At 42.2% G+C, this 22,090-nt stretch carries 18 protein-coding genes; 2 read left to right on the top strand and 16 right to left on the bottom strand.

The window, feature by feature from the left end:
• Nucleotides 1-9: 9 nt before the first annotated feature.
• On the bottom strand, nt 10-843 hold the full coding sequence (locus BSAG_RS05090) for a glycogen/starch synthase (RefSeq protein WP_004316705.1): 834 nt from the start codon (nt 841-843) through the stop codon (nt 10-12).
• 142 nt (nt 844-985) lie between these two features.
• Between BSAG_RS05090 and panC the strand changes: the two genes are divergently transcribed.
• Nucleotides 986-1,831: a pantoate--beta-alanine ligase gene (gene panC / locus BSAG_RS05095; protein WP_004316703.1), complete on the top strand. Its 846-nt coding sequence runs from the start codon at nt 986-988 to the stop codon at nt 1,829-1,831.
• 18 nt (nt 1,832-1,849) lie between these two features.
• On the top strand, nt 1,850-2,203 hold the full coding sequence (gene panD / locus BSAG_RS05100; RefSeq protein ID WP_004316702.1) for an aspartate 1-decarboxylase: 354 nt from the start codon (nt 1,850-1,852) through the stop codon (nt 2,201-2,203).
• A gap of 144 nt (nt 2,204-2,347) precedes the next feature.
• Here panD and BSAG_RS05105 read toward each other — a convergent pair whose 3' ends face one another.
• The 15 genes from BSAG_RS05105 to BSAG_RS05175 form a co-directional block, all read right to left on the bottom strand.
• Entirely contained in the window at nt 2,348-4,648 is a 2,301-nt protein-coding gene (locus tag BSAG_RS05105) for a bifunctional dihydroorotate dehydrogenase B NAD binding subunit/NADPH-dependent glutamate synthase (RefSeq protein ID WP_004316700.1), read from the bottom strand.
• Between the two features lie 158 nt (nt 4,649-4,806).
• Nucleotides 4,807-6,081, bottom strand: coding sequence for a serine--tRNA ligase (gene serS, locus BSAG_RS05110; RefSeq protein ID WP_004316699.1), 1,275 nt, complete (start codon nt 6,079-6,081; stop codon nt 4,807-4,809).
• A 250-nt stretch (nt 6,082-6,331) separates the two neighbouring features.
• Nucleotides 6,332-6,595 carry a 50S ribosomal protein L27 gene (gene rpmA / locus BSAG_RS05115; RefSeq protein WP_004316697.1) on the bottom strand — a complete coding sequence of 88 codons (264 nt, stop codon included), beginning with the start codon at nt 6,593-6,595 and terminating at the stop codon, nt 6,332-6,334.
• A gap of 21 nt (nt 6,596-6,616) precedes the next feature.
• On the bottom strand, nt 6,617-6,934 hold the full coding sequence (rplU, locus tag BSAG_RS05120; RefSeq protein WP_004316691.1) for a 50S ribosomal protein L21: 318 nt from the start codon (nt 6,932-6,934) through the stop codon (nt 6,617-6,619).
• Nucleotides 6,935-7,126: 192 nt separating this feature from the next.
• On the bottom strand, nt 7,127-7,765 hold the full coding sequence (locus tag BSAG_RS05125; protein ID WP_004316690.1) for an HAD-IA family hydrolase: 639 nt from the start codon (nt 7,763-7,765) through the stop codon (nt 7,127-7,129).
• A 38-nt stretch (nt 7,766-7,803) separates the two neighbouring features.
• The gene (locus BSAG_RS05130) at nt 7,804-8,688 is read right to left on the bottom strand and encodes a TraB/GumN family protein (protein ID WP_004316688.1); all 885 of its coding nucleotides are present in this window, start codon (nt 8,686-8,688) and stop codon (nt 7,804-7,806) included.
• Between the two features lie 26 nt (nt 8,689-8,714).
• On the bottom strand, nt 8,715-9,245 hold the full coding sequence (locus BSAG_RS05135; RefSeq protein ID WP_004316687.1) for a C40 family peptidase: 531 nt from the start codon (nt 9,243-9,245) through the stop codon (nt 8,715-8,717).
• Between the two features lie 44 nt (nt 9,246-9,289).
• On the bottom strand, nt 9,290-9,997 hold the full coding sequence (locus BSAG_RS05140) for an ABC transporter ATP-binding protein (protein ID WP_004316686.1): 708 nt from the start codon (nt 9,995-9,997) through the stop codon (nt 9,290-9,292).
• Between the two features lie 38 nt (nt 9,998-10,035).
• A complete protein-coding gene (locus BSAG_RS05145; protein ID WP_004316684.1) occupies nt 10,036-11,529 on the bottom strand; it encodes a DUF5687 family protein in 1,494 nt (497 codons plus the stop codon).
• Nucleotides 11,530-11,553: 24 nt separating this feature from the next.
• On the bottom strand, nt 11,554-14,391 hold the full coding sequence (locus BSAG_RS05150; RefSeq protein ID WP_004316683.1) for a M16 family metallopeptidase: 2,838 nt from the start codon (nt 14,389-14,391) through the stop codon (nt 11,554-11,556).
• A gap of 81 nt (nt 14,392-14,472) precedes the next feature.
• On the bottom strand, nt 14,473-15,273 hold the full coding sequence (gene kdsA / locus BSAG_RS05155; RefSeq protein WP_004316678.1) for a 3-deoxy-8-phosphooctulonate synthase: 801 nt from the start codon (nt 15,271-15,273) through the stop codon (nt 14,473-14,475).
• Nucleotides 15,274-15,396: 123 nt separating this feature from the next.
• Nucleotides 15,397-16,323: a diacylglycerol/lipid kinase family protein gene (locus BSAG_RS05160; protein WP_004316677.1), complete on the bottom strand. Its 927-nt coding sequence runs from the start codon at nt 16,321-16,323 to the stop codon at nt 15,397-15,399.
• Nucleotides 16,324-16,380: 57 nt separating this feature from the next.
• Nucleotides 16,381-17,301: a tRNA (adenosine(37)-N6)-dimethylallyltransferase MiaA gene (gene miaA, locus BSAG_RS05165; RefSeq protein ID WP_004316676.1), complete on the bottom strand. Its 921-nt coding sequence runs from the start codon at nt 17,299-17,301 to the stop codon at nt 16,381-16,383.
• Between the two features lie 875 nt (nt 17,302-18,176).
• Nucleotides 18,177-20,831 carry a TonB-dependent receptor plug domain-containing protein gene (locus BSAG_RS05170; protein WP_008771142.1) on the bottom strand — a complete coding sequence of 885 codons (2,655 nt, stop codon included), beginning with the start codon at nt 20,829-20,831 and terminating at the stop codon, nt 18,177-18,179.
• Between the two features lie 21 nt (nt 20,832-20,852).
• Nucleotides 20,853-22,058 carry a hypothetical protein gene (locus BSAG_RS05175; RefSeq protein ID WP_004313013.1) on the bottom strand — a complete coding sequence of 402 codons (1,206 nt, stop codon included), beginning with the start codon at nt 22,056-22,058 and terminating at the stop codon, nt 20,853-20,855.
• Between the last annotated feature and the right edge of the window lie 32 nt (nt 22,059-22,090).

Genomic DNA, 22,090 nt, shown 5'->3' with positions numbered 1-22,090 from the left:
TGATTTTTTTTATTCTTCTTCGTTTGCAGTAGCATCCCATACCTGATCGTAGAACTCGTTGCAGGCATCTGCATAGTTTTCCGGGTTCTGGTAGTCAAGTACCAATTTGCCAGATTGGCGGGCATATTCAATAATAGACTCGTCTACTTTTTCGCTGTTTTGTATGACTCCATCCGAATAATCAACGGCGAGTTTGCATAGAGCAGCATAGTCTACCGGCTCTTTCAAATCACCTAAATCTTTTTTGGAAATACCTTTCAGCATCAATTTGGCTGCGAAATCATCGCTAAGTGTATTTTTGAAGTCATCTTCATAAACAGAGAATACCACTTTGGCATCGCGGAAAGAAGGTTCGTCTTTATAGGCTTTCTTTATATAAAGAGGAGCTAAAGCTGTCATCCAGCCATGACAGTGAATGACATCAGGACACCAGCGAAGTTTTTTCACTGTTTCCAATACGCCGCGTGCGTAGAAAACGGCACGGCTATCGTTATCATCATATTCTACACCATTTTCGTCCGCTGTCTGCATACGATTCTGGAAATAATCATCGTTATCGATGAAATATACCTGCATGCGTGCGGATTGGATAGATGCAACTTTTATAATCAAGGGGTGGTCAGTATCGTCGATGATCAGGTTCATACCGGAGAGGCGGATCACTTCGTGCAGCTGGTTTCTGCGCTCATTGATATTTCCCCATTTAGGCATAAAGGTTCTGATTTCACGGCCTTTTTCTTGTATCGCCTGTGGAAGGTTTCTACCTATATTGGCCATTTCGGATTCTGAAACGTAAGGTGTAATCTCTTGAGTAATAAATAAAACTTTATTCGCCTTTGTCATAATAACAATAGTTCACTATAATATTCTGCAAAGATACGAAAAAAAAGACACATTAAATAAGATATTCTTTCTTTATGTGGCAAATATTAGTTTATTTTGCAGAGTTTTTGCAAACGAGTAAAACATAAACCAATTGACGAAAATGAAAGTAGTGCACACTATCAAGGACTTACAGGCAGAATTGACTGTCTTGAGAGCCCAAGGTAAAAAGGTGGGACTGGTTCCTACAATGGGTGCTTTACATGCGGGACATGCATCTCTGGTAAAGCGCAGCGTAAGTGAGAATGGTGTAACTGTTGTGAGTGTTTTTGTGAATCCCACACAGTTTAACGATAAAAACGACTTAGAGAAGTATCCGCGTACATTAGATGCAGATTGCCGTTTGTTGGAAGAATGCGGAGCAGATTTCGCTTTTGCTCCTTCGGTAAGCGAAATGTATCCGGAACCGGATACCCGTCAATTTAGCTATGCACCATTAGATACGGTGATGGAAGGTGCTTTCCGTCCGGGGCATTTTAACGGTGTTTGCCAGATTGTCAGCAAACTGTTTAATGCCGTACAGCCGGACTGCGCATATTTCGGGGAGAAAGATTTTCAGCAGTTAGCAATTATTCGTGAGATGGTTCGACAATTGAAATATAACCTTGAAATTGTAGGTTGTTCAATTGTGCGTGAGGAAGATGGACTGGCATTGAGTAGCCGGAATAAACGTTTATCGGCAGAAGAACGTGAAAATGCTTTAAATATTTCCCGGACCTTATTTAAAAGTCGTAACTTTGCAGCCACTCACACGGTGAGCGAGACGCAAAAGATGGTAGAAGATGCAATCGAAGCTGCTCCGGGCTTGCGCATGGAGTATTTTGAGATTGTAGATGGAAACACATTGCAGAAAATTAGTAATTGGGAAGATACTTCCTATGCAGTTGGATGTATCACAGTATTCTGTGGAGAAGTCCGGCTGATTGATAATATTAAATATAAAGAATAACTAAAAAGACGAAACCTTATGATGATTGAAGTGTTGAAGTCGAAAATTCATTGTGCACGTGTCACAGAGGCCAATCTGAACTACATGGGTAGTATCACGATTGATGAAGACCTGTTGGATGCTGCAAACATGATTGCGGGAGAGAAAGTGTATATCGCTGATAATAACAATGGTGAACGCTTTGAAACCTACATTATCAAAGGTGAACGCGGTTCGGGTAAAATTTGCCTGAATGGTGCTGCTGCCCGCAAGGTGCAACCGGATGATATTGTTATAATCATGTCCTATGCATTGATGGATTTTGAGGAAGCCAAGTCGTTTAAACCGGCTGTAATCTTCCCCGATCCTGCGACGAACAAAGTGGTAAAGTAGAAAGTATCTTTGATATTTGAAATAAGAAAAGCCCCGTTTACATTTTGTAGACGGGGCTTTTCTTATTTTATTTTTATGCCGGGGGACGAGTGATGTTCCGCCCACGTGTGAGTTGGTTTTAGCCCACCTGTTAATAAGCGGCAATTAGTTACCGGCGTTTGCCTTCAATTGTTCATTCATGGCGGCAGCGGCTTTACGGCCATCGCCCATTGCCAGAATAACAGTAGCTCCACCGCGAACGATATCGCCTCCTGCATAAATCATAGGGATGGAAGATTCCATGTTGTCATCCACAGTGATGGTTCCTTTTCGTCCTAGTTCCAGTCCTTTGATGGAGCTTGGAACAATAGGGTTAGGGGATACTCCGACGCTGACAATTGCCAGGTCGATATCAATTGTTTCTGTTGCTCCCGGGATGGCTACAGGACTACGACGTCCGGAAGCATCCGGCTCGCCTAATTCCATCTTTTGCAAAATAACCTGTTTTACGCAACCTTGTTCATCAGCAATATATTCGATCGGATTATGTAGTGTAAGGAATTCAACTCCTTCTTCTTTAGCATGTTTTACTTCCTCGATACGTGCAGGCATTTCCTCTTTCGAACGGCGATAGATAATGATAGCGCGCTCTGCACCAAGACGTTTGGCAGTACGAACAGAGTCCATCGCTGTATTACCACCACCGATTACTGCTACGTTTTTACCGAAAGCTACCGGAGTGTCCGAATCTTCACTGGCAGCGTCCATCAGATTAACGCGAGTGAGGTATTCGTTGGACGACATGATATTGATGGAATTCTCTCCCGGGATATTCATAAAGTTAGGCAGCCCGGCGCCGGAAGCCACAAATATTCCTTTGAAACCTTCAGCTTTCAAGTCCTCTACGCCGATTGTTTTTCCTACGATACAGTCTTTGATGAAGTTAACACCCATCTTGCTAAGGTTCTCGATTTCTACGTCTACAATCTTGTTTGGCAAACGGAATTCGGGAATACCATATTTCAACACACCACCAATCTCATGCAATGCTTCGAATACAGTTACATCATATCCATATTTAGCCATATCTCCGGCAAATGCCAATCCTGCAGGTCCCGAACCGATCACAGCTATTTTGATGCCGTTCTTCTCTGCAATGACAGGTACGGAGATTTGCCCGCTTTCACGTTCGTAATCAGCTGCGAAACGTTCCAGATAACCGATAGCGACGGGCTTTTCATTCATTTTTAAATGAATACATTTTGATTCGCACTGTTTTTCCTGTGGACACACACGACCGCAAACAGCCGGAAGCGCACTTGTTTCTTTCAATGTTTTAGCAGCTTCAAGAAACTCTCCACGTTCGATATTCTTAATGAAGCGAGGAATATCAATACCTACCGGACAGCCTTCCATACATCCCGGATTAGCACAGTCGAGACAACGTTTAGCTTCTGTAACAGCCTGTTCTGCTGTTAATCCTTGATTTACTTCCTCTTTACGGCTGTGTGAACGATATTCAGCGTCAAGCTCGTTCATTTCTACACGGGGAATGGCTGTACGTTCTTTCGGTTTCATTGATTTGCGTAATTCCTGTCTCCAGGCTGCATTACGGCTTTTCTCGTCGATTTCTTTGGTTGCTTCACATTCCGGTTGCAGTTTATGCATTTCTTCGCGCTCGATATTTTTGAACGCGCCCATACGTTTCAGCATTTCATCAAAATTCACTTGGTGACCGTCGAATTCAGGACCGTCTACACAAACGAATTTAGTCTTTCCTCCTACAGTGATACGGCAAGCACCACACATACCAGTTCCATCCACCATGATGGTGTTCAATGAAACATCAGTCGGAATTTCATATTTCTTAGTCAGCAAGCAAACGAACTTCATCATGATGGCAGGACCGATAGCGAAGCATTTGTCCACTTTCTCGCGTTTGATAACTTCTTCTACGCCTTCTGTCACCAGACCTTTACGACCGTAAGAGCCGTCATCTGTCATGATAATTACTTCGTCAGAGCTTTCACGCATTTCTTTTTCTAAAATAATCAGGTCTTTGTTGCGTCCGGCCAGTACAGTGATAACACGGTTGCCGGCTGCTTTCAAAGCCTGTACGATAGGAAGCATCGGAGCTACGCCTACACCACCACCAGCGCAGACTACTGTTCCGAATTTCTCTATATGGGTAGCTTGTCCGAGCGGGCCTACTACGTCAGTGATGTAATCGCCTTCATTCAGTTCACAGAGACGGGTAGAAGAAAGCCCGACTTCCTGCACTACCAGAGTAATGGTACCTTTTTTGAGGTCAGAACCTGCGATAGTCAATGGCATACGTTCTCCTTTTTCACCTACACGCACGATGACAAAGTGTCCGGCCTTACGGGATTTAGCAATTAAAGGAGCTTCAATTTCAAATTTGAATACTTTTTCAGAAAAGCGTTCCTTGCTAATGATTTTGTTCATTATCTAATTAATTTGTTGTTTTTATTACGTAACTGCTATCAGAATGATATAAATTTTGGCAAAGATACAGCTAATTTACGAAATATAAAAGAAAAGCCACTCTTTTGATGAGTGGCTCTCTGTATATGGGTACTTTTATTAGTCTGTCATGCCAAGTCTTAGTCTATCATGTCAAAGCCGCAATACGGAACCAATGCTTTCGGAATTCTGATACCTTCCGGAGTCTGGTTGTTTTCGAGTAGGGCAGCAACGATACGTGGCAGTGCTAATGCTGAACCGTTCAGTGTGTGGCAGAGTTCGGTTTTCTTTTCTGCATTACGGTAACGGCATTTCAGGCGGTTGGCCTGGTAAGTGTCGAAATTGGATACGGAACTTACTTCCAACCAACGCTTCTGTGCTTCAGAATATACTTCGAAGTCGAAACAAAGAGCAGCAGTGAAACTCATATCTCCACCGCAAAGACGGAGAATGCGATAGGGGAGTTCCAGTTTTTGCAACAGTCCTTCTACATGGTCCAGCATTTCCTGATGAGATTGTTTAGAATGCTCTGGTTTGTCGATACGAACCAATTCTACTTTGGAGAACTCGTGCAGACGATTCAGGCCACGTACATCTTTACCATAAGAACCTGCTTCGCGACGGAAACATTGTGTATACGCACAATTCATTATAGGCAATTGTTTCTCTTCCAGAATCACATCACGGTAGATATTAGTTACGGGAACTTCCGCTGTCGGGATCAGGTATAAATCATCTACTTCACAATGATACATCTGTCCTTCTTTGTCCGGAAGCTGTCCGGTACCATAGCCGGAAGCGGCGTTGACTACTGTCGGCGGCATGATTTCGGTATATCCGGATTTGCGTGCTTCATCCAGGAAGAAGTTGATAAGGGCGCGTTGAAGTTGTGCTCCTTTACCTTTGTATACAGGGAAACCCGCACCTGTGATTTTTACACCCAGGTCGAAGTCTATTAAATCATATTTCTTTGCCAGTTCCCAGTGGGGGAGTGCATCTTTAGGAAGTTCGGTTTCCATACCTCCCATTTTTTCTACGACGTTATCTTCGGCACCTACGCCTTCCGGTACGCTGTCATAAGGAATGTTGGGGATGGTATAAAGTACATTCTGCATATCCGTTGCAGCCTGTGTCATGGCAGCATCCAGCTCTTTGTTGCCTTCTTTTAGTTCGGCAACGCGGGCACGTGCAGTTTCTGCTTCCTCTTTTTTGCCTTCTTTCATCAGTTGACCGATGGTGCGCGAAAGTGAGTTAACCTCTGCCAGGTTTTTATCTAATTCATTTTGTGTGCTACGTCTCTTGTTGTTAAGAGCGATCACCTGATCGATCGTTTCCTTTGCATTCTTGAAATGCTTCTTTTCCAGTCCGCGGAGTACCGCCTCTGTGTTTTCTGTAATTTGTTTAATGGTAAGCATATCTATACTTTTTATGAAAAACCTTTTTTTAAGTCTACAAAGATAGATAAAAAAATAAACGATATTACACTTCTGTTATATTTTGGCAATAATAAGGATGGAAAAAATGAAAAATATCCATGAGGTGAATATTTGAATGTTAAAAAGGCGTATACTTGTCAGGCGATAAAGTATGTTTTGATATAAAAAGAAAGGAGATACAATCTTGTGGATTGCATCTCCTTGTCTTAACTATTTTCAGTCCGGATAATTATGCTTCTGTTGCAGGAACGATAGAAACATATCTTCTATCTTCTTTACCTACTTTGAAATTAACTGTTCCGTCTACTAAAGCGAAAAGAGTGTGGTCTTTACCCATTCCGATGTTTTCACCCGGGTGGAATTCAGTACCTCTTTGACGAACGATGATGTTACCTGCTTTGCAAGCTTCGCCACCAAATATCTTAACGCCTAATCTCTTGCTCTGTGATTCGCGGCCGTTCTTAGAACTACCGACACCTTTCTTATGTGCCATTTCTTCTTACTTTTTAATTGATTAAGCTACTACTTCTGTAATTGTTAATTCAGTGAACTGTTGACGGTGACCGTTCAGTTTTCTGTGTCCTTTTCTTCTTTTCTTGTGGAAAACAAGAACTTTGTCGCCTTTAACCAAGTTTGAAACAACCTGGCAAACAACTTTAGCGCCTTCTACGGTAGGAGCACCTACTGTAACGTTTCCGTCTTTGTCTACCAAAAGAACTTTTTCAAATTCTACTGTTGAACCGTTTTCTGCACCTTCGATGTGGTGAACGAACAACTTTTGACCAGCTTCTGCTTTAAACTGCTGACCGTTAATTTCTACAATTGCGTACATCTTATATATAATGTATAAGTTAGCTCCGGCGGGTGGTCTTTAATCACTTAAAGAGCTCTTTATCGAACCCGTTGCGGAATAATCGGGCACAAAAGTACTATTTTTATTCGTTCCAGACAAATATTTCTTTTATTTTTTGCAGGAGATAAAATGATTACAGCAAATAAATGAGCATTTTAACCCTCATTGCAGCTATTGGACCAACTCTCCCAAATTCTGCATAATGATTTTGTGTGGATAAATGCGAAGTTCCTCGGCTGTTGTCATTCCATTCAATACGCCGGCAAAATCTACTCCTGCATTTCGGGCCGTTTCAGCATCTACCGTGCTATCTCCGATATACAAAGTTTCTTCGGGTGTACTTCCCAAATGTTCCAAAGCAAATAGTACCCCTTCCGGTGAAGGTTTCGGTGCTTTTACATCTTCTCCTCCCACAACTATATCGAGAAAATCTTTTGGCAGATATTCTTCCAGATAACTCAATATTCGGAAGCGATACTTGGTAGAGATAATTCCGACGCGGGCACCCCGTTTCTTCAATTCTTTCAGTGTAGATAATGTATCAGGAAAAAGACGGGTATTTACATTCATGTGTACATCAGCTTCCAGTCTGTATTCCTGCCGGAAAGATTCTAACTGTTCCGGGTCGGTAATTCCGGTAAGGATACTGAATGATTCTTCCAGTGTTTTGCCGATCGTGCGCTTGATAGCTTCATCGGTAACGGTTAAATACTGGTGCCGGGTGAGCACAATTCTGAAACATTTAACGATACCACGCGACGAATCGGCTAATGTATAGTCGAAATCGAATAAATAGGTTTTGTAGTTCATTGGGGAAAACTTTTCCGCAAAAGTACTAAATACTTTTCTTATTTCACAGGTTCTACTGTGTATCCTTGGCTTTTTAGTAACTTTAATAATCCTTTTTCTCCAGGAAGGTGCAGGGCGCCTACCGCAACAAAAGTCGGAGCGGCTTTCATGATAGCCGGTAATTTTTCAGCCCATATTTTATTACGGTTGTAAATAAGGGCATCTTCTTCGCTGGGAAGTGCGTCGCATTGATTGCCTTTGCGCTCTTCGCTGATTTTGAACATAGTGTTCAAATCCTGTTTCATGTAAGCGTTCGTGAGCTTTTTCAGGTTTTCTACTTCTGCTTCTATATTATTAAGAGTGCACATGAGTAGCTGTGCTTGTCGTTGTAGTGAACTACCGTTGAAAAGCAGGTTGAATTGGAATTCGGCAGTTTCCAGACCGTCCACCTTTTTTCCGTTTTGGGCGGCTTGGCTTTGAAAGAACGTGTCGAGTTGCTCTTGCGGGTTGAACTTTCCTACATGTTTTACGTAAGCCATTACCACTACATTATTCAACAGGAAGGCAGGTTTTAGTTTTGGAGCCATATTTAAGTCTACCATCAGGTTTTCTTTGCAGAATTTGTTAGCAGTCTCAAAGTCTTCCGGAGAAAGGAGGGAGGTCAGAGTGGTATCACTTTCAATCATCATTGCTTTTTGCATCTTTCCCATGGTGGCGGGCGACTGCATTTCCGACATTTTCAGTTCTCCATATACCTGTTGCGTTTCATTCATCGCTTTTTGAAGTCCGGCAATGCTGTCCATGATGCTGAATGGTGCCAGGTGATGAGTACCTATGATGTAGGACGGTTGAGTTAGTCCGTTACCGGACACTTTCCATAAAAGTTGTGCATTGGCACTGAATGCCACACAGATAAATATAACTGCTCCGATGAATGATTTCATAATTTTATATCATTAGAAGTTGATAATTAACGTATTCTGCCTCCGCTTATCCAGTGTTTGGTATAATAACTCTCGTTCAAGTTGCTGACGATCACTCCTTTACTGGTACTGGAATGAATGAACTTTCCGTTTTTTAGATAAATACCCACATGAGCTACTTTCTTTTTTGAACGGCTACTGGTAAAGAATACCAAGTCTCCTTCCCGAAGGTTTCGCTTAGCGACCTTATTACTTTCTTTTTTCAAGTCCTCTGTATTGCGTGGCACTTGGGTGCGGTATACCTTTCGATACACTTGATAAACCAGCCCCGAACAATCTGTTCCTCGTTTAGAATCACCCCCACCACGATAAGGAACCCCTATCCAGTCGGCTGCTTCGAGATAGAGCTTATGATTATCTTCCAGATTGACATCTACACCTAATAAAATAGAAGCTCGTGCCAATGCTTGATAGTCCAGCCGGGGAGCGGAAGTGCGACAGGAACTAAATATAGCAGCCAGCCCAACTAATAGATAGATAAATTTTAATTTTGCCTTCATCAACTGTATCTCAATCATAAATCATAAATCATAAATCACAACTCATAACTCATAAATCTCCCTCACTCTTCTGCTACATTAAAATAATCCTCCAGTTCTTTTTCTGCGGAGTTATCTTCGTTGATAATATCCCGGATGATGACCCCGTGTTCCAGTAAAGCGATCCGTGGACATACATCTACGGTATGATTGAGGTTGTGACTGGATATGATAACCGTAGCCTGATGCTCCTCGTTGTATTTCTTAAGCAGATGTTTGATGATTGACTGCGAACTTGGATCAAGGAAATTGAACGGTTCATCCAAGATTAATAATTGCGGATAATGAAGCATGGCGGAGATAATTCCGATCTTTTGCTTGTTACCGGCAGAGTAGTTGCGAATTAATTTTTTGTGTCCGATCACTTCTCCGCTCATAAAGCGTTCGAAAGGGATAAGACGTTCGTCTACTTCTTCTTTCTTGAGCCCATACATTTTCCCGATGAAATAGAAATATTCTTCCGGAGTGAGATAATCGATCAGGAAGCCATCGTCGATGAAAGCACCGGTAATGCTTTTCCAGTCTTCACTCTGGCTGACATCAATATCATTTATAATCACTTTTCCATCGTCTGCTTTCAGCAGATCCAACATCAATCGGAAAAGAGTGGTTTTACCGGCACCGTTGTTACCCACCAATCCGAGCATATCGCCTTGATTGATTTCGTAATGTTCTATGTCTACGGCAACCTTTTCACCGAAATTCTTTTTAAGTTTATCAATGGTAATCATGATCTTCAATGTTTATATAGTTAATGATTCATGAACGTTTATTGGCGGCTGTCTCTGAAGCCTTCCATATTTTCGTACCGCCGTTTCATGAAGCGATGATATACATTTTTTATCCATAAAGGAGAGGTCAGGGTAAATCCGAGACCAATCACTAACAGGATTGTGTAAGTGATTGTTTCTCCCAAAAGTGCATTTAACAGGCTGTATAAGATAAGCGGTACGCCGAAAGCACCGAAATTGACCAACATCTGTATGGCGCTATTGTTTTGTCGGCTTGTCACTTTTTCGTTCAGAGGTACTGTCTGTTTGTTGTAAACAGCCAGTTGGAAGAAGCAGAAATAGATAAAGCCAATGGTATAGAAAAACCAGGCAAAAGCACCCAGTAAGGTAAGTTTGTTCATGATGATAGCGGGGATCATCAGTATGAAAGGTATAATCTCACCAATACTATATGTGTAATATTTAGCTTTCAGCAAACTCATAATCGATTCTTTGCGAGACATCAGACCATCAATGTAGTTGCCCTCGAATGACATTATCTGTGAAAGGATAATCATTCCGAATACGGCAAAGTTGTACACACAAATAAAAGAGGTCATGAAATTACCGTCATAGACACTGGAAAAGCTAAGTGCAACGGAGAAAGCTACAATTACGATAGAGATATTGCGTAGTGCACCTTTGCAGCGGCGGTTGCGTAGGAGCATTTTTAGTTCCAGCCGCATATATTCGCCCACTTCTCCGTAGCGTTCGAAGAATTTATATTCGGAGACGTGTTTTATTTGGGTATCATCCACTTTGGCTAGCTCTGCATAAATAAGCCCGGACATGATTTTGCGGTTAATCAGCCATAAAAGCACAATTACAAGTATGGTGCCGAGAAAATAGAAAATGTTTCCCTGTATATATCCGTCTCCCAGATCCATGAAGAAATAGAAGAGGGGACTATCTTCGGGAATAAAAAGAAGGCAGCCTATTCCACCGTAGAAAGCGATAGGTAATAGAATCCACCAAATACGTTCGTTGATAAGAGTGCGGCAAAGCAAGTACCAGTAATTGTTGGCAATAATTAATAGCAGGATACCAATAAGATAGGTGATAACACCGGAGATACCGAAAAACTTGGTAATAGTGATGAAGGAAAAAGGGACAAACAGAAACAACCAGAACAGGTTGAACAGACTTAGTCCCGAGCGGATCAGTAAAAAGTCGATGACACGAATTCGTTTAACCGGCAACAGGAGGTAAGGTTTTACCTCCTGTGTCGGTGTTTTTTGTAACGGAACACGCAACAGGAAGTCCAGTGCCAGGATAAAGATCAGAACCACTGCGTTCATTACATGATATGGTTCCCGATTGGGAACCATATCTGAAAAACCGAACGCGAATGTCGTACCGAAAAATATCAGGTAACCGGCCCAAAATGCGCCCATGACATAACCGAGTATTTTAGCAACTTTGTTCTTTTCATACATCGGATGCCGTTTGGCGGCGAGCCTTCCATGTTTACGTAATTCGTTGAATATCATCATTCAGTAGATATACTAGAGAAATATTTATTTGTTTTCTTCCGGTACAGTCATAATGACTTGAATTTCGTTGTTCTGTTTCAGCAACTTGGCAAGGAAGTCTTGTACTTCTTTAGCAGTGATGCTGTTGACCAACTTTTCATAGTCTTTTGTATTATCGACACCGGTGTAGAAGTATTCGTCCATGTTATTGAGCCAGTAGCCATTTTCTTTTTGGGCGTCTTTATACTTCTTCAGCATATATTCTTTGATCTTCTGCATGTGTTCGGCAGACGGACCTTCTTTGGCCATTTTGTGGAGTTGTTCCACAACGATAGCAGAAAGGTGGTCTTTCTTGGCAGGATCAGTCTGGAATACGATTTGAAGAACCAATTCTTCTTTCGGATATTTACCCAGGCTGCCGTTACAGCTTACGCCGTATGTACCACCTTCTTTTTCACGGATTTCTGCTGTGTAAACCAAATCCAAAGCCTGATCTAAGAAGCTAAGCAGGACATTGTTGCGCAAGTCGTATTTGCAACTACCGCTATAAAGGAACATGATGGTAGCCATCGGAGTTTCCTGTGCTTTTGCGAATACATTCTTGATCTGTCCTTTGCGGATATCCATGTGGTTGTCCTTGAAAGTCTCTTTACGGTTGATAGATGGCAGGCTACCCAGATATTTGGCGATCAACGGTTTCATCGTTGCCAAGTCTACATTTCCCACCAGGTAGAAAGTAAAGTCGCTTGCGTCTTTGTAGCGGTCTTTGTACATTTCGAGAATACGGTCGTAGTTGATCTGGTCTACCATATATTCTTTCATTCGGATAGCACGTGGATGATGACCATATAATACACTTGTAATAGTGTCACTGAAAGCAGTCATCGGGTTGGCATCCGCATTTTGAAGTTCGGCTTTCAAACGATTCTTGTAAGATTCGAATGCTTCATTGTCCTTGCGTGGAGAAGTGAAAGTCAGATAAGTGAGTTGCATCATTGTCTCAAAATCTTTCGGTGCACAGCTACCGGAAACCGTTTCTGTTGTATTACCGATACCGGCAGCCACGTTTGCACGTTTACCGGCAAGAGCTTTACCCAAGTCAACCTTGCTGAAATTACCGATACCACCCACCAAGGCTACTCCGTTTAATTGAGCAATATTGATGATCTCTTCGTTCGGGAATATGCTCGTACCACCGAAACTTACCCCTTTCATAACAATTTGGTCAGCTTTGAAATCGGTAGGCTTCACATACACAGTTACACCGTTGGAAAGTACTAACTTAGTTGTACCATAAATGTCTCCGGCTTTTTCAGAAACAATTTTGCCACCTTTCAGTTCTTCCGAGATCAGCGGTTCGTTAGAGACTTTGTCTTCATAAGGCTTCAAGTCGAATGACTTCATTTGTTTCAGCAGAGCGGCAATCTCTTCTTTAGTAGGATATTTTACTCCTTCTTTTTCCGGACCGGCCAGCAGAACTACCTGGTTATTATCAGTAATCAGTTGTTGCATGATCTGGTTAACAGCTTCTACCGGAATATTCGGAGCCAATTTGTTCAAAAGCGTATATTCAACTTCGATTCCCGGAATCGGTTCTTTATCAAGGAAGTTGTTAACGTATTCGTTGACATAAGAGCCGCTTTTGGTTTTTTCACGTTCGTTGTAAGCTGATTCTACGGCTTGCAGATAGTTGGCGCGTGCGCGGTCATATTCTGTTGCTGTAAATCCGAAGCGGCGTGCGCGTTCTGCTTCTTCCAGGATAGTCTTCGTAGCTAAATCGATTCCGTCGATTTTGCTGCTTGCGCTGATACTGAATGCTTCTTTAGTTTTGGCAAGGAAATATTCTCCATATTCTGCACCGGCACTTGTGAAAGGAGGATTAGCAGTCTGGCGAAGTTCGTTCAAACGGTTGTTCAGCATATTCATAGCCATGCTGACCATATAGCTCGTTGCGTAATAAGCGATGGTATTTTTCAAAGAATCCGGAGTCGCATCTTGTTTGAAGAAGATGTTGACAGAAGGATTTTTCACTTCTTTGTCAGTACCGATATAGATAAGTGGTTCCTGATTGTCTGCTACCGGATAGTAGATACGTTCGGCCGGATTTACCGGAGCTTTTACGTCTGCGAATACTTTTTTAAGTTTGGCTTCAATTTCATCTACGTTGATGTCACCTACAATAACGATACCTTGCAGGTCCGGACGATACCATTTGGCGTAATAATCGCGGATATCCTGATACGGGAAGTTGTTGATAACGTCAATGCTTCCGATAGGCATACAGTCTGAATATTTAGAATCCGGATACATCGTAGGCTGTGCATTGGTCATGATACGGAGCATACCGCTGTTACGGCTTCTCCATTCTTCGCGGATTACGCCACGTTCTTTGTCTATTTCCTTGTCAGCAAGGTCGATGGCACTCGACCAGTCGTGAAGGATAAGCAAGCAAGAGTCTACTACATTAATGTTTTCAGTCGGTACGTTGCTGATATTATATACCGTCTGATCGACGCTGGTATATGCATTCAGGTTTGTACCGAATTTGATACCTTTCGTTTCGCACCAAGGTATAATGCCAAGACCTGTCTCATCACCCGGGAAGTTTTTGGTTCCATTGAAAGCCATGTGCTCCAGGAAGTGAGCCAAACCACGTTGTTGCGGTTCTTCAAGGATGGAACCTACTTTCTGTGCGATGTAGAATTCTACTCGTTTTTCAGGAAGTGCATTGTGTCGAATGTAATAGGTAAGCCCGTTGTCCAGTTTACCGATGCGGACGTTTTTGTCCACAGGCAGTTCTTGCATGGGTTGTGCAAGTACGAGCTGGAAATTGCAGCATATAAAAAGGACTGCAATAAATAATCCACGTAATAAATGTTTCATGTTCTATTTAGTTTAAATAAATATTTCTTTGTTATTTGTCGTCGTGTTTGGTTGTAAATCACAAATAGACAGGGAAAAGAGTTATTTTATAGCTTCCCGTATCCTGACTAACTTCGTTAACAGCCCTTCCAGGAGGTCTAACTTTAGCATATTGGCACCGTCACTTTTTGCTACCGCAGGATTCTCATGTGTCTCAATGAATATCCCGTCAGCACCCACAGCGATACCTGCTTTAGCTACAGTCTCTATCAGTTGCGGCATTCCACCGGTTACTCCACTGGTCTGGTTGGGCTGCTGTAGGGAATGGGTAACATCCAGAATAACCGGATAACCGAATGATTGCATTTCAGGGATGCCGCGATAGTCTACAACAAGGTCCTGATAACCGAAAGTCGTTCCGCGTTCGGTAAGCATCACATTTTTATTTCCTGCTTCCACCACTTTATCGGCAGCAAACTGCATTGCCAGCGGAGAAAGGAACTGTCCTTTTTTGATGTTAATTGTTTTTCCGGTTTTCGCTGCTGCAACCAACAAATCGGTCTGGCGGCAAAGGAAAGCCGGGATTTGAAGTACATCTACATATTCGGCTGCCATAGCTGCTTCATCTGCACTGTGAATATCTGTCACAGTCGGAACTCCGAAAGTTTCATGTACCTTTCTTAATACTTTGAGTGCTTTTTCGTCACCGATACCTGTAAACGAATCCAGGCGTGAGCGGTTAGCCTTGCGGTAAGAGCCTTTGAATACGTATGGAATTTGTAGAGCTTCGGTGATTTTTACTACTCGTTCGGCAATGCGCATTGCCATCTCTTCACCTTCTATAACGCATGGACCTGCCAACAGAAAGAAGTTACCGGCAGGATTGTTCTTAAGTTCTATCATTTTTAATATAATTATAAGTTTATGTTTCTGGCACGGATTACGCGGACTATACAGCTTTTGCAGATGTAGATTTACTAAAAATCGTGTAATCCGCGTAATCCGCGTAATCCGTGCCTGAATTTATCAATTTGGAATAATAAGTGTTGTTTTTTCCGAAAGCACCCCTACTTCCAGCGGGAAATGTCTGGGCAACAACCGCCCGTCCAAATCCACAGCGGCATTTTGTGCCCGGAGTACTTTCACTTTCTTCGTCCGGTAGCTTTTCACTACCTTATGATTCAGGATTCTTCCCTGAATCAGCATCCATAGGCCGGAGATAATTTGCAGGAATTCCGGTCGGTAGATAACGGAGACATCCAGCCATCCGTTATAAGGAACGGCGCTAGGCGTCTGTCCCCATCCCCAGGCACTGCCTATGCATACGGTCATGATGCGTCCGCGGATATGCTCGTCGTTGATGCGGAGGTGCATCCTATAGAGTTTCCGTTCAAATATAAGAGAAAACAGGGCGGCCACGTAGGACAGGAATTTCACCCCCCAGAAGCGTTTGGTCTGATCGGTGATTTTAACGATTCGTGCCCCCAGTCCGATGTTAACAGCATTGAGGAAGTAGCGGCGTTGGTGTTCTTTTCCATCGTAGAAATTGCAGTACCCCACATCTATTTTCTTCAGCCGGTGATTAATGATACAGTCGACAGCCGGTTTATATTCGGTACTAAGCCCCCAATATTTGGCGAAGTCGTTTCCGATACCATTGGGAATCATGCCGAGAGCGATGTTTTCTTTATCTTCGGCATCGGATAGCATAATGCCGTTGATGGCATCATTTAATGCCCCATCACCGCCCACAATGACAATCGTGCGATAACCATTGTTGGCCAAAATCTTGGCAAGACGTTCCACCGAACCGAAACCCTCGGATTGTACATAGTCATAGTCCACGCCTTTACTGTCCATGTACTCCTTAATTTCTTTCCAGCGCTTTTTTACCTTTCGGGTACCAGCTTTCGGGTTGTAAATCACTCCCCATTTCTTTGGTTCTACACTCATATTCGTATATCTATCCTATTGTGTATTAAAAATCACACTATATAACTGACAAAGATACTAAATCCCTTCCAGTTTCTCTTTTACAAAAGCTATCTTTTCTTTCATCGGCAGTTCCGCATTCATCCAATGGATGGTAAATCCTCTTCTTTCCATGCCGCGAAACCAGGTCATTTGCCGTTTGGCAAACTGATGGATTGCAATTTCCAGACCGTTGAACATCTCTTCATAGGTTAGTTTTCCAATAACATACAATGTCAGGTATTTATATTCCAACCCATAATAGATTAAATCATCCGGCGCAATTCCTTGCTCGATCAATTGTCGCACTTCATCTACCATTCCTTCGTCCAACCGTTGTTTTAATCGGCGGGTGATCTTTTCACGACGCAGTTCCCGGTCAATATCCACTCCGATAATGAGGCTGTTCAATTCAGGAAACTCCCGTTCGGGAACCGGATGGGCAGCATAATATTCTTCAATCTCTATCGCACGGATAGCACGTTTCACGGTATCTACGTCGGTAGAATTGTGTAATGTTTTGTACCGGCCTAATATTTCCGTCAACTCTTCGAGCGAATGATTTGCCAAACGAATACGTAATTCAGGGTTTTCCGGCACGGGCATCAGCTTATATCCTTTCAATACGGATTCCAGATACATGCCTGTCCCTCCACATAAAACGGGGAGACAGCCTTTTTGTTTGATTGATTCGTAAGAAATCAGGAAATCGCGTTGATATTCGAATACATTATATTTATATCCGGGATCTGCAATATCGATTAAGTGGTAGGGGATTGTACGTCCGTTTACTGTATAGTCTGCCAAGTCTTTTCCCGTACCGAGATCCATCCCTCTGTATATCTGACGAGAGTCGGCACTGATAATTTCTGTATTGAGTTCATAGGCCAAGGCCGCGGCAAAGGGAGTTTTACCCGAGGCTGTAGGTCCGAGTATGGCGATTAAATCATAGTCCGGCATAGCTTCATTCTTTTATATCTGCAAAATTACGAAATAATTTTAACCTGTTTGATATTCAATCACTTTTTTATCAAGATAAGGAGAGGGAGAAGGATTCTTTATGTTTTCGTTCTTGTACAAAATGAATTCCCACCTCCACGCCTGAAAAAGAATTTTTCATTTCATTTCTCATATTCTCATTGTTTTTGATAAACGAAAGATAATCAGATAGATATTTTATGAGAAATACTTTTTAAAACGGCATTTCTCATAAGTTTACCCGTATTTTGGCTCAAAATCGACCTTATTCTCATAGTGTTTCAGGGTATTTCTCATAGTCAAAAGCCATTCGTCCTTCCTTTTTTCTTTCGACTTACCTTATTTTTATCAGGAAATGAAGCTACTATTTAGATAAAATAGTGGCTTTTTGCTTGAAGATGCTCATTAGTTCCGATTGTCCCATATATTGTGGGAAAGTATTCCCATATATTGAAGGAAAACTTTCCCACAAAATAAGGGAATCCTTTCCCAAGCTGTTGGGAATCTTTTCCCACAATATATGGGACTAAGGCACTGTATATGGAAACAAGCAAAAGGAATACATCGTTCTATTTATTCAATGCCGGCTTCCGGCACATTACACTATGAGAAATACCTTGAAACACTATGAGAATAAGGTCTATTTAGAGCTAAAATACGGATAAACTTATGAGAAATACCGTTTTAAAAAGTATTTCTCATAAGATATTAATCTGATTATCTTTCGTTTATCTAAAAACAATGAGAATATGAGAAATGAAAATGAAAAATCGTTTGCAGGGAGCACGGAATAGATTGTATTTAGTTCATTTTTTGTACCAATAATGAGTCTATTCATATCTCAAATTCAGTTTCATTTATTTTTTGTTGATCGTTTGTATCGTCCGGCATATCTTTCCGTTTTTATCCACGCCTTCTATGATGATATCTTCCGGTGCAGTGCTGTCCGGAGTATAATATTCTATAGTTGCTTTTCCGTCTGCATTCAGTTGTAAGGATGGATTCCAGTAGATAGTGCTTCGTAAATCCGAACGTTGGTCATTCTTTTTCTCGGGAGTGTCATAAGTCGGTTGATAGAACTCTACTGAATCGCTATATCCCAATGGAGTACATGTAATAATGCCCTGTGCCGGTCTTGCCGGGAGATCCTTGCCGTCTTTCAGGGTAATGACAATAGCGCCTGCCGAACCGCGGGAACCTAAAATTGCTGCATCAGCACCACGAAGAAGGCTCAAACTGGACATGTCGCTGGTTTGAATCATGGTCAGTATGTCGTTGTCGTCTTCATAGACAACATCATCAATGACGATAACGGGCTGTTCAGGATTATTACGGATATGTATTTCGTTTCCGTTTGTCACACTGACCCCCGGAAGCCTGCTGACTGCATCGAAGGCCGTCTGTGCGCCGAATCCTTCAAGTCTGTCTCCTTCGATAGTGTAGGTGTTGATGCCTCCTGTATAAATACTTTCCGAGCTGGCTTTCTTGCGGCTTCCTGTAACGACTACTTCTTTTAGGTTGTATACTCTCATTCCACCCTCCATGTAATACTGGTCGCGGGTATTTAGCAAATAATCTTCCATAAAGGAGGTTGATGTTCCATCATGAAAAGGAGATTTAGGAGAAGCTACCGGATATTGGGGAGCATCGATCACGATGTCTACTCCGGCGAATCCTCTTTTGGTACGTGCCTGAACGAGGAAAGTTGTGCTGTCTCTGAATGATGTATTGACGATGAATTCTCCTTTATCATCTGTGGTAGTAGTGGCAACGATGTTCTGTTTGGGAGCTAAAATACAAATAGGTCCTTTTTTGACGTTGCCGCCGAAGAAACCTTTGATACGTCCGCTGATGGTTTGTCCTTTTTCCATATAGTTGGTGAGGTTCAATGAAGGCGAAGTCAGTACATTCCGGATATGATGCCTGCGCCATCCGTGCGTCATCATCAAGAAGTCTATCGTGCGAAGCGTACGCAGGTCTTGCTGAAGAACATAATACCCCGGATTTTCTACATATCCTTTCAAATCTGAAGTTAGTAGAAGGTTCGATAAGATATTATCTGCAAGTGAGTCCGGCTGGATACTTCTTCTGTCTGTAATGCTGACGGAGAAACTACCTTCTACCGGAGTTCCGTTATCATCCTTTGCTGAAATTTGCAAGGAAACCTTTTCTCTTTTTCTGTATGTAGGCTTATCCGCAAGGATTTGCCATTGATGTGGATTCCGGTCGGGCACGAAAACTAAACGTTCGCTAAGTGCGTTTCCCTGTTGGTCGATTAACATAAAATGGGTGATACCTGCGTTGAATAAACTGTCATTCATTCTTCCAAAAGTCCTGTCGGCACTGACCGGTTGCAAGATTGCCAGCTTTCCACGAGTGTGTGCAATCAAGAATAACTTTTGAGGCCACTGGGTAGCTTCTGTTTTTTGGATTTCGTAGCGTATTTCTTTTTTGTAATGCGTCATGGAAAGAGCGATTCCTTTTTCTTCTGCGGCCGGAAGATCGAATCGCTTGGTAATGCCGTCACTAGACTTGGCAATCACATAATAGGAATTCCCTGCAATCGGGTTCAAGGTGAAAACTCCCATACCATCATGCTCCGAACGAAAAGCAGTTAATGTGTCTCCTTTTGCATCGAACAGAAATCCTTCTATTTCTGTGGAGAAACCATCTGATCCTTGAGCTTTGAAAGCTATGTTTTGATGAGTAACGGTCAAGAGAACTCCACCTTCCGGGAAGAACTTAACGTCAAAGTCTTTTGTAAACGAAGGCAGATAGAACGTTCTCTTATAAATATATTGAGGATCGTCAAATTCTACTTCAATCTGGCGTGTGGCAATAGGCTTCAGATCCGGCAGAGAAATAGAAATCAAACCGCTTTCGTCCGTCTTTCTTTTACCTTTATCTTTTATCTTTCCGTTTTCAATGGTGCGATAGCGGATGGTTGTATTTCCGAAAGCCTCTTGTGTGTTGCTGGTAAATCTGACCCTGGCTGTATAATGTGATTCGTCTTCTTGTTGATACTCAATGTTTGAAACAATCGTGTTATCAATCGAATTACCAATTTTCAGATTACGTGAATAAAAGAATTCCGGTTCCTGATTAAGCATCCAGTTGCTATATCCCCGCAAATAATAGTCACCTGCAGGGAGAGTGGGAGGGAGGGCGAAAGCATTATGGAAACCTAACGAATCTCTGCGAATCTTCTTGCGTTCCACGATAGAGTCGGAACGATTGACAAGCTCCGTAATGATGAAGTTACTTTGCGTATTGTCTTGATGAGTGACAGAATTTACGAGATACCCCTTGAACCAGATTTTTTCTCCTGCTCCATAGAAAGGCTTATCCAAATGCAGATACAGTTTTTCTTGCGGAACTTTCTCCAGCAGATTGAAATACGCAAGAATTGTATCTTGTGTGTTTTGTCCGGATAATGAGGTAAAACAGAATAACATTCCGAAAAAGAAAGCCATTGAACCTCTATTCATTGAAAATGTAGTTTTGCTTTTCATACGATATATCTTTGAATACATTTATGATTTATGCATCCAGATAGAAAGTACTTTCCTCTTTACTGCCAGTATGTTAATCACCGATACGACAATGAATAACACAACGCCCATGCTGATAGCTGCCCATAATGACCCGGTTTCCAGTTGTGGAAACAATAATCGGATGCTGTCTATGTAATAACTGCGTAGCCAGGAGACTAATCCGATGGATAATACAAGTACGATAACATTCAGTCCTACCGTGAGTAACTGATAAGGCAAGGCTACTTTGTTGGGACTGTACCCGATTAATAACAAACTCTCCAGCTTAGTTGTATTTTTTTGCAAGAGCAAGAAAATGCTCAACATCAGGATATAGAATGAAAGAATACTAATAAATAAACCTACCCCCAATACAATGCCTACGATAAGACGGAGGAAATAAGTCGTTTTTCCGGCATCCAGTTTGCCGTCTTCCGTTTCATATCCTTTCTTTTGAAAATAGCTGGCGATAGCGGAATCCGCCGGATTGCTCACTTCGATAATCAACCGCGCCGGTTGTGCTTCTGCATTCGGTGCGAAATTCTCATTCGCCCATTTCATAAAAGACTGGGGAACAAGAATCGTATTCAGACGATTGGAGAAGCCGACAATGTTTCCTTTGTACTGTTCCACCCGTCCGTTTCCACGCATCATAATATCCATTTGAATCAGCCCCATCAATCCTTCCGAGAGCTTGGGAAGACTACGGCTCTGTGCAAAACCGAAGTTATAAAGGTTCAGGTAGTTACGGGGAATGATAATGGGTATGGTATGCGTGCTTTCGTCGAAGTGCCATTTGTCGAGTTTGATGTCGACAAACTCATCAGGAACAGACTCAAAAAACATATCCGTTGAAAGATGAATACCAGCTTCCTGCATGCCCAATCCTGCCGATACTTTGAATTGAGAAGGAGTGAAAGCCCCTATTGTTTTGGTAAACGGTTGTTTCTTCAAATCCGCAATATCTTCGGCAGAGAACGTATTACTCTTTCCTGCAAAAGAACCGAGTGTACTGATTTTCTTTGTAGCTATGATGAAATCCTTTTTCATAAAGCTGTCTCCCTCGGTGAATACCGGAATGACATCTTTATAAAACTGCACACTAAGCAATACAATCATCATGCCGAATAGATTGGCTAAAAAGAAACCGGCCAGTTGACCGATACTGATATGTTGGCGGAGGAGCTTCCAGACAAGGGTTGGCATTTTATTTATAATTTTACGATTTACGATTTGAA

The organism is Bacteroides sp. D1, from assembly GCF_000157095.2.
Lineage (GTDB): Bacteria > Bacteroidota > Bacteroidia > Bacteroidales > Bacteroidaceae > Bacteroides > Bacteroides xylanisolvens.
This window is presented reverse-complemented; position numbering and strand designations above follow the sequence as displayed.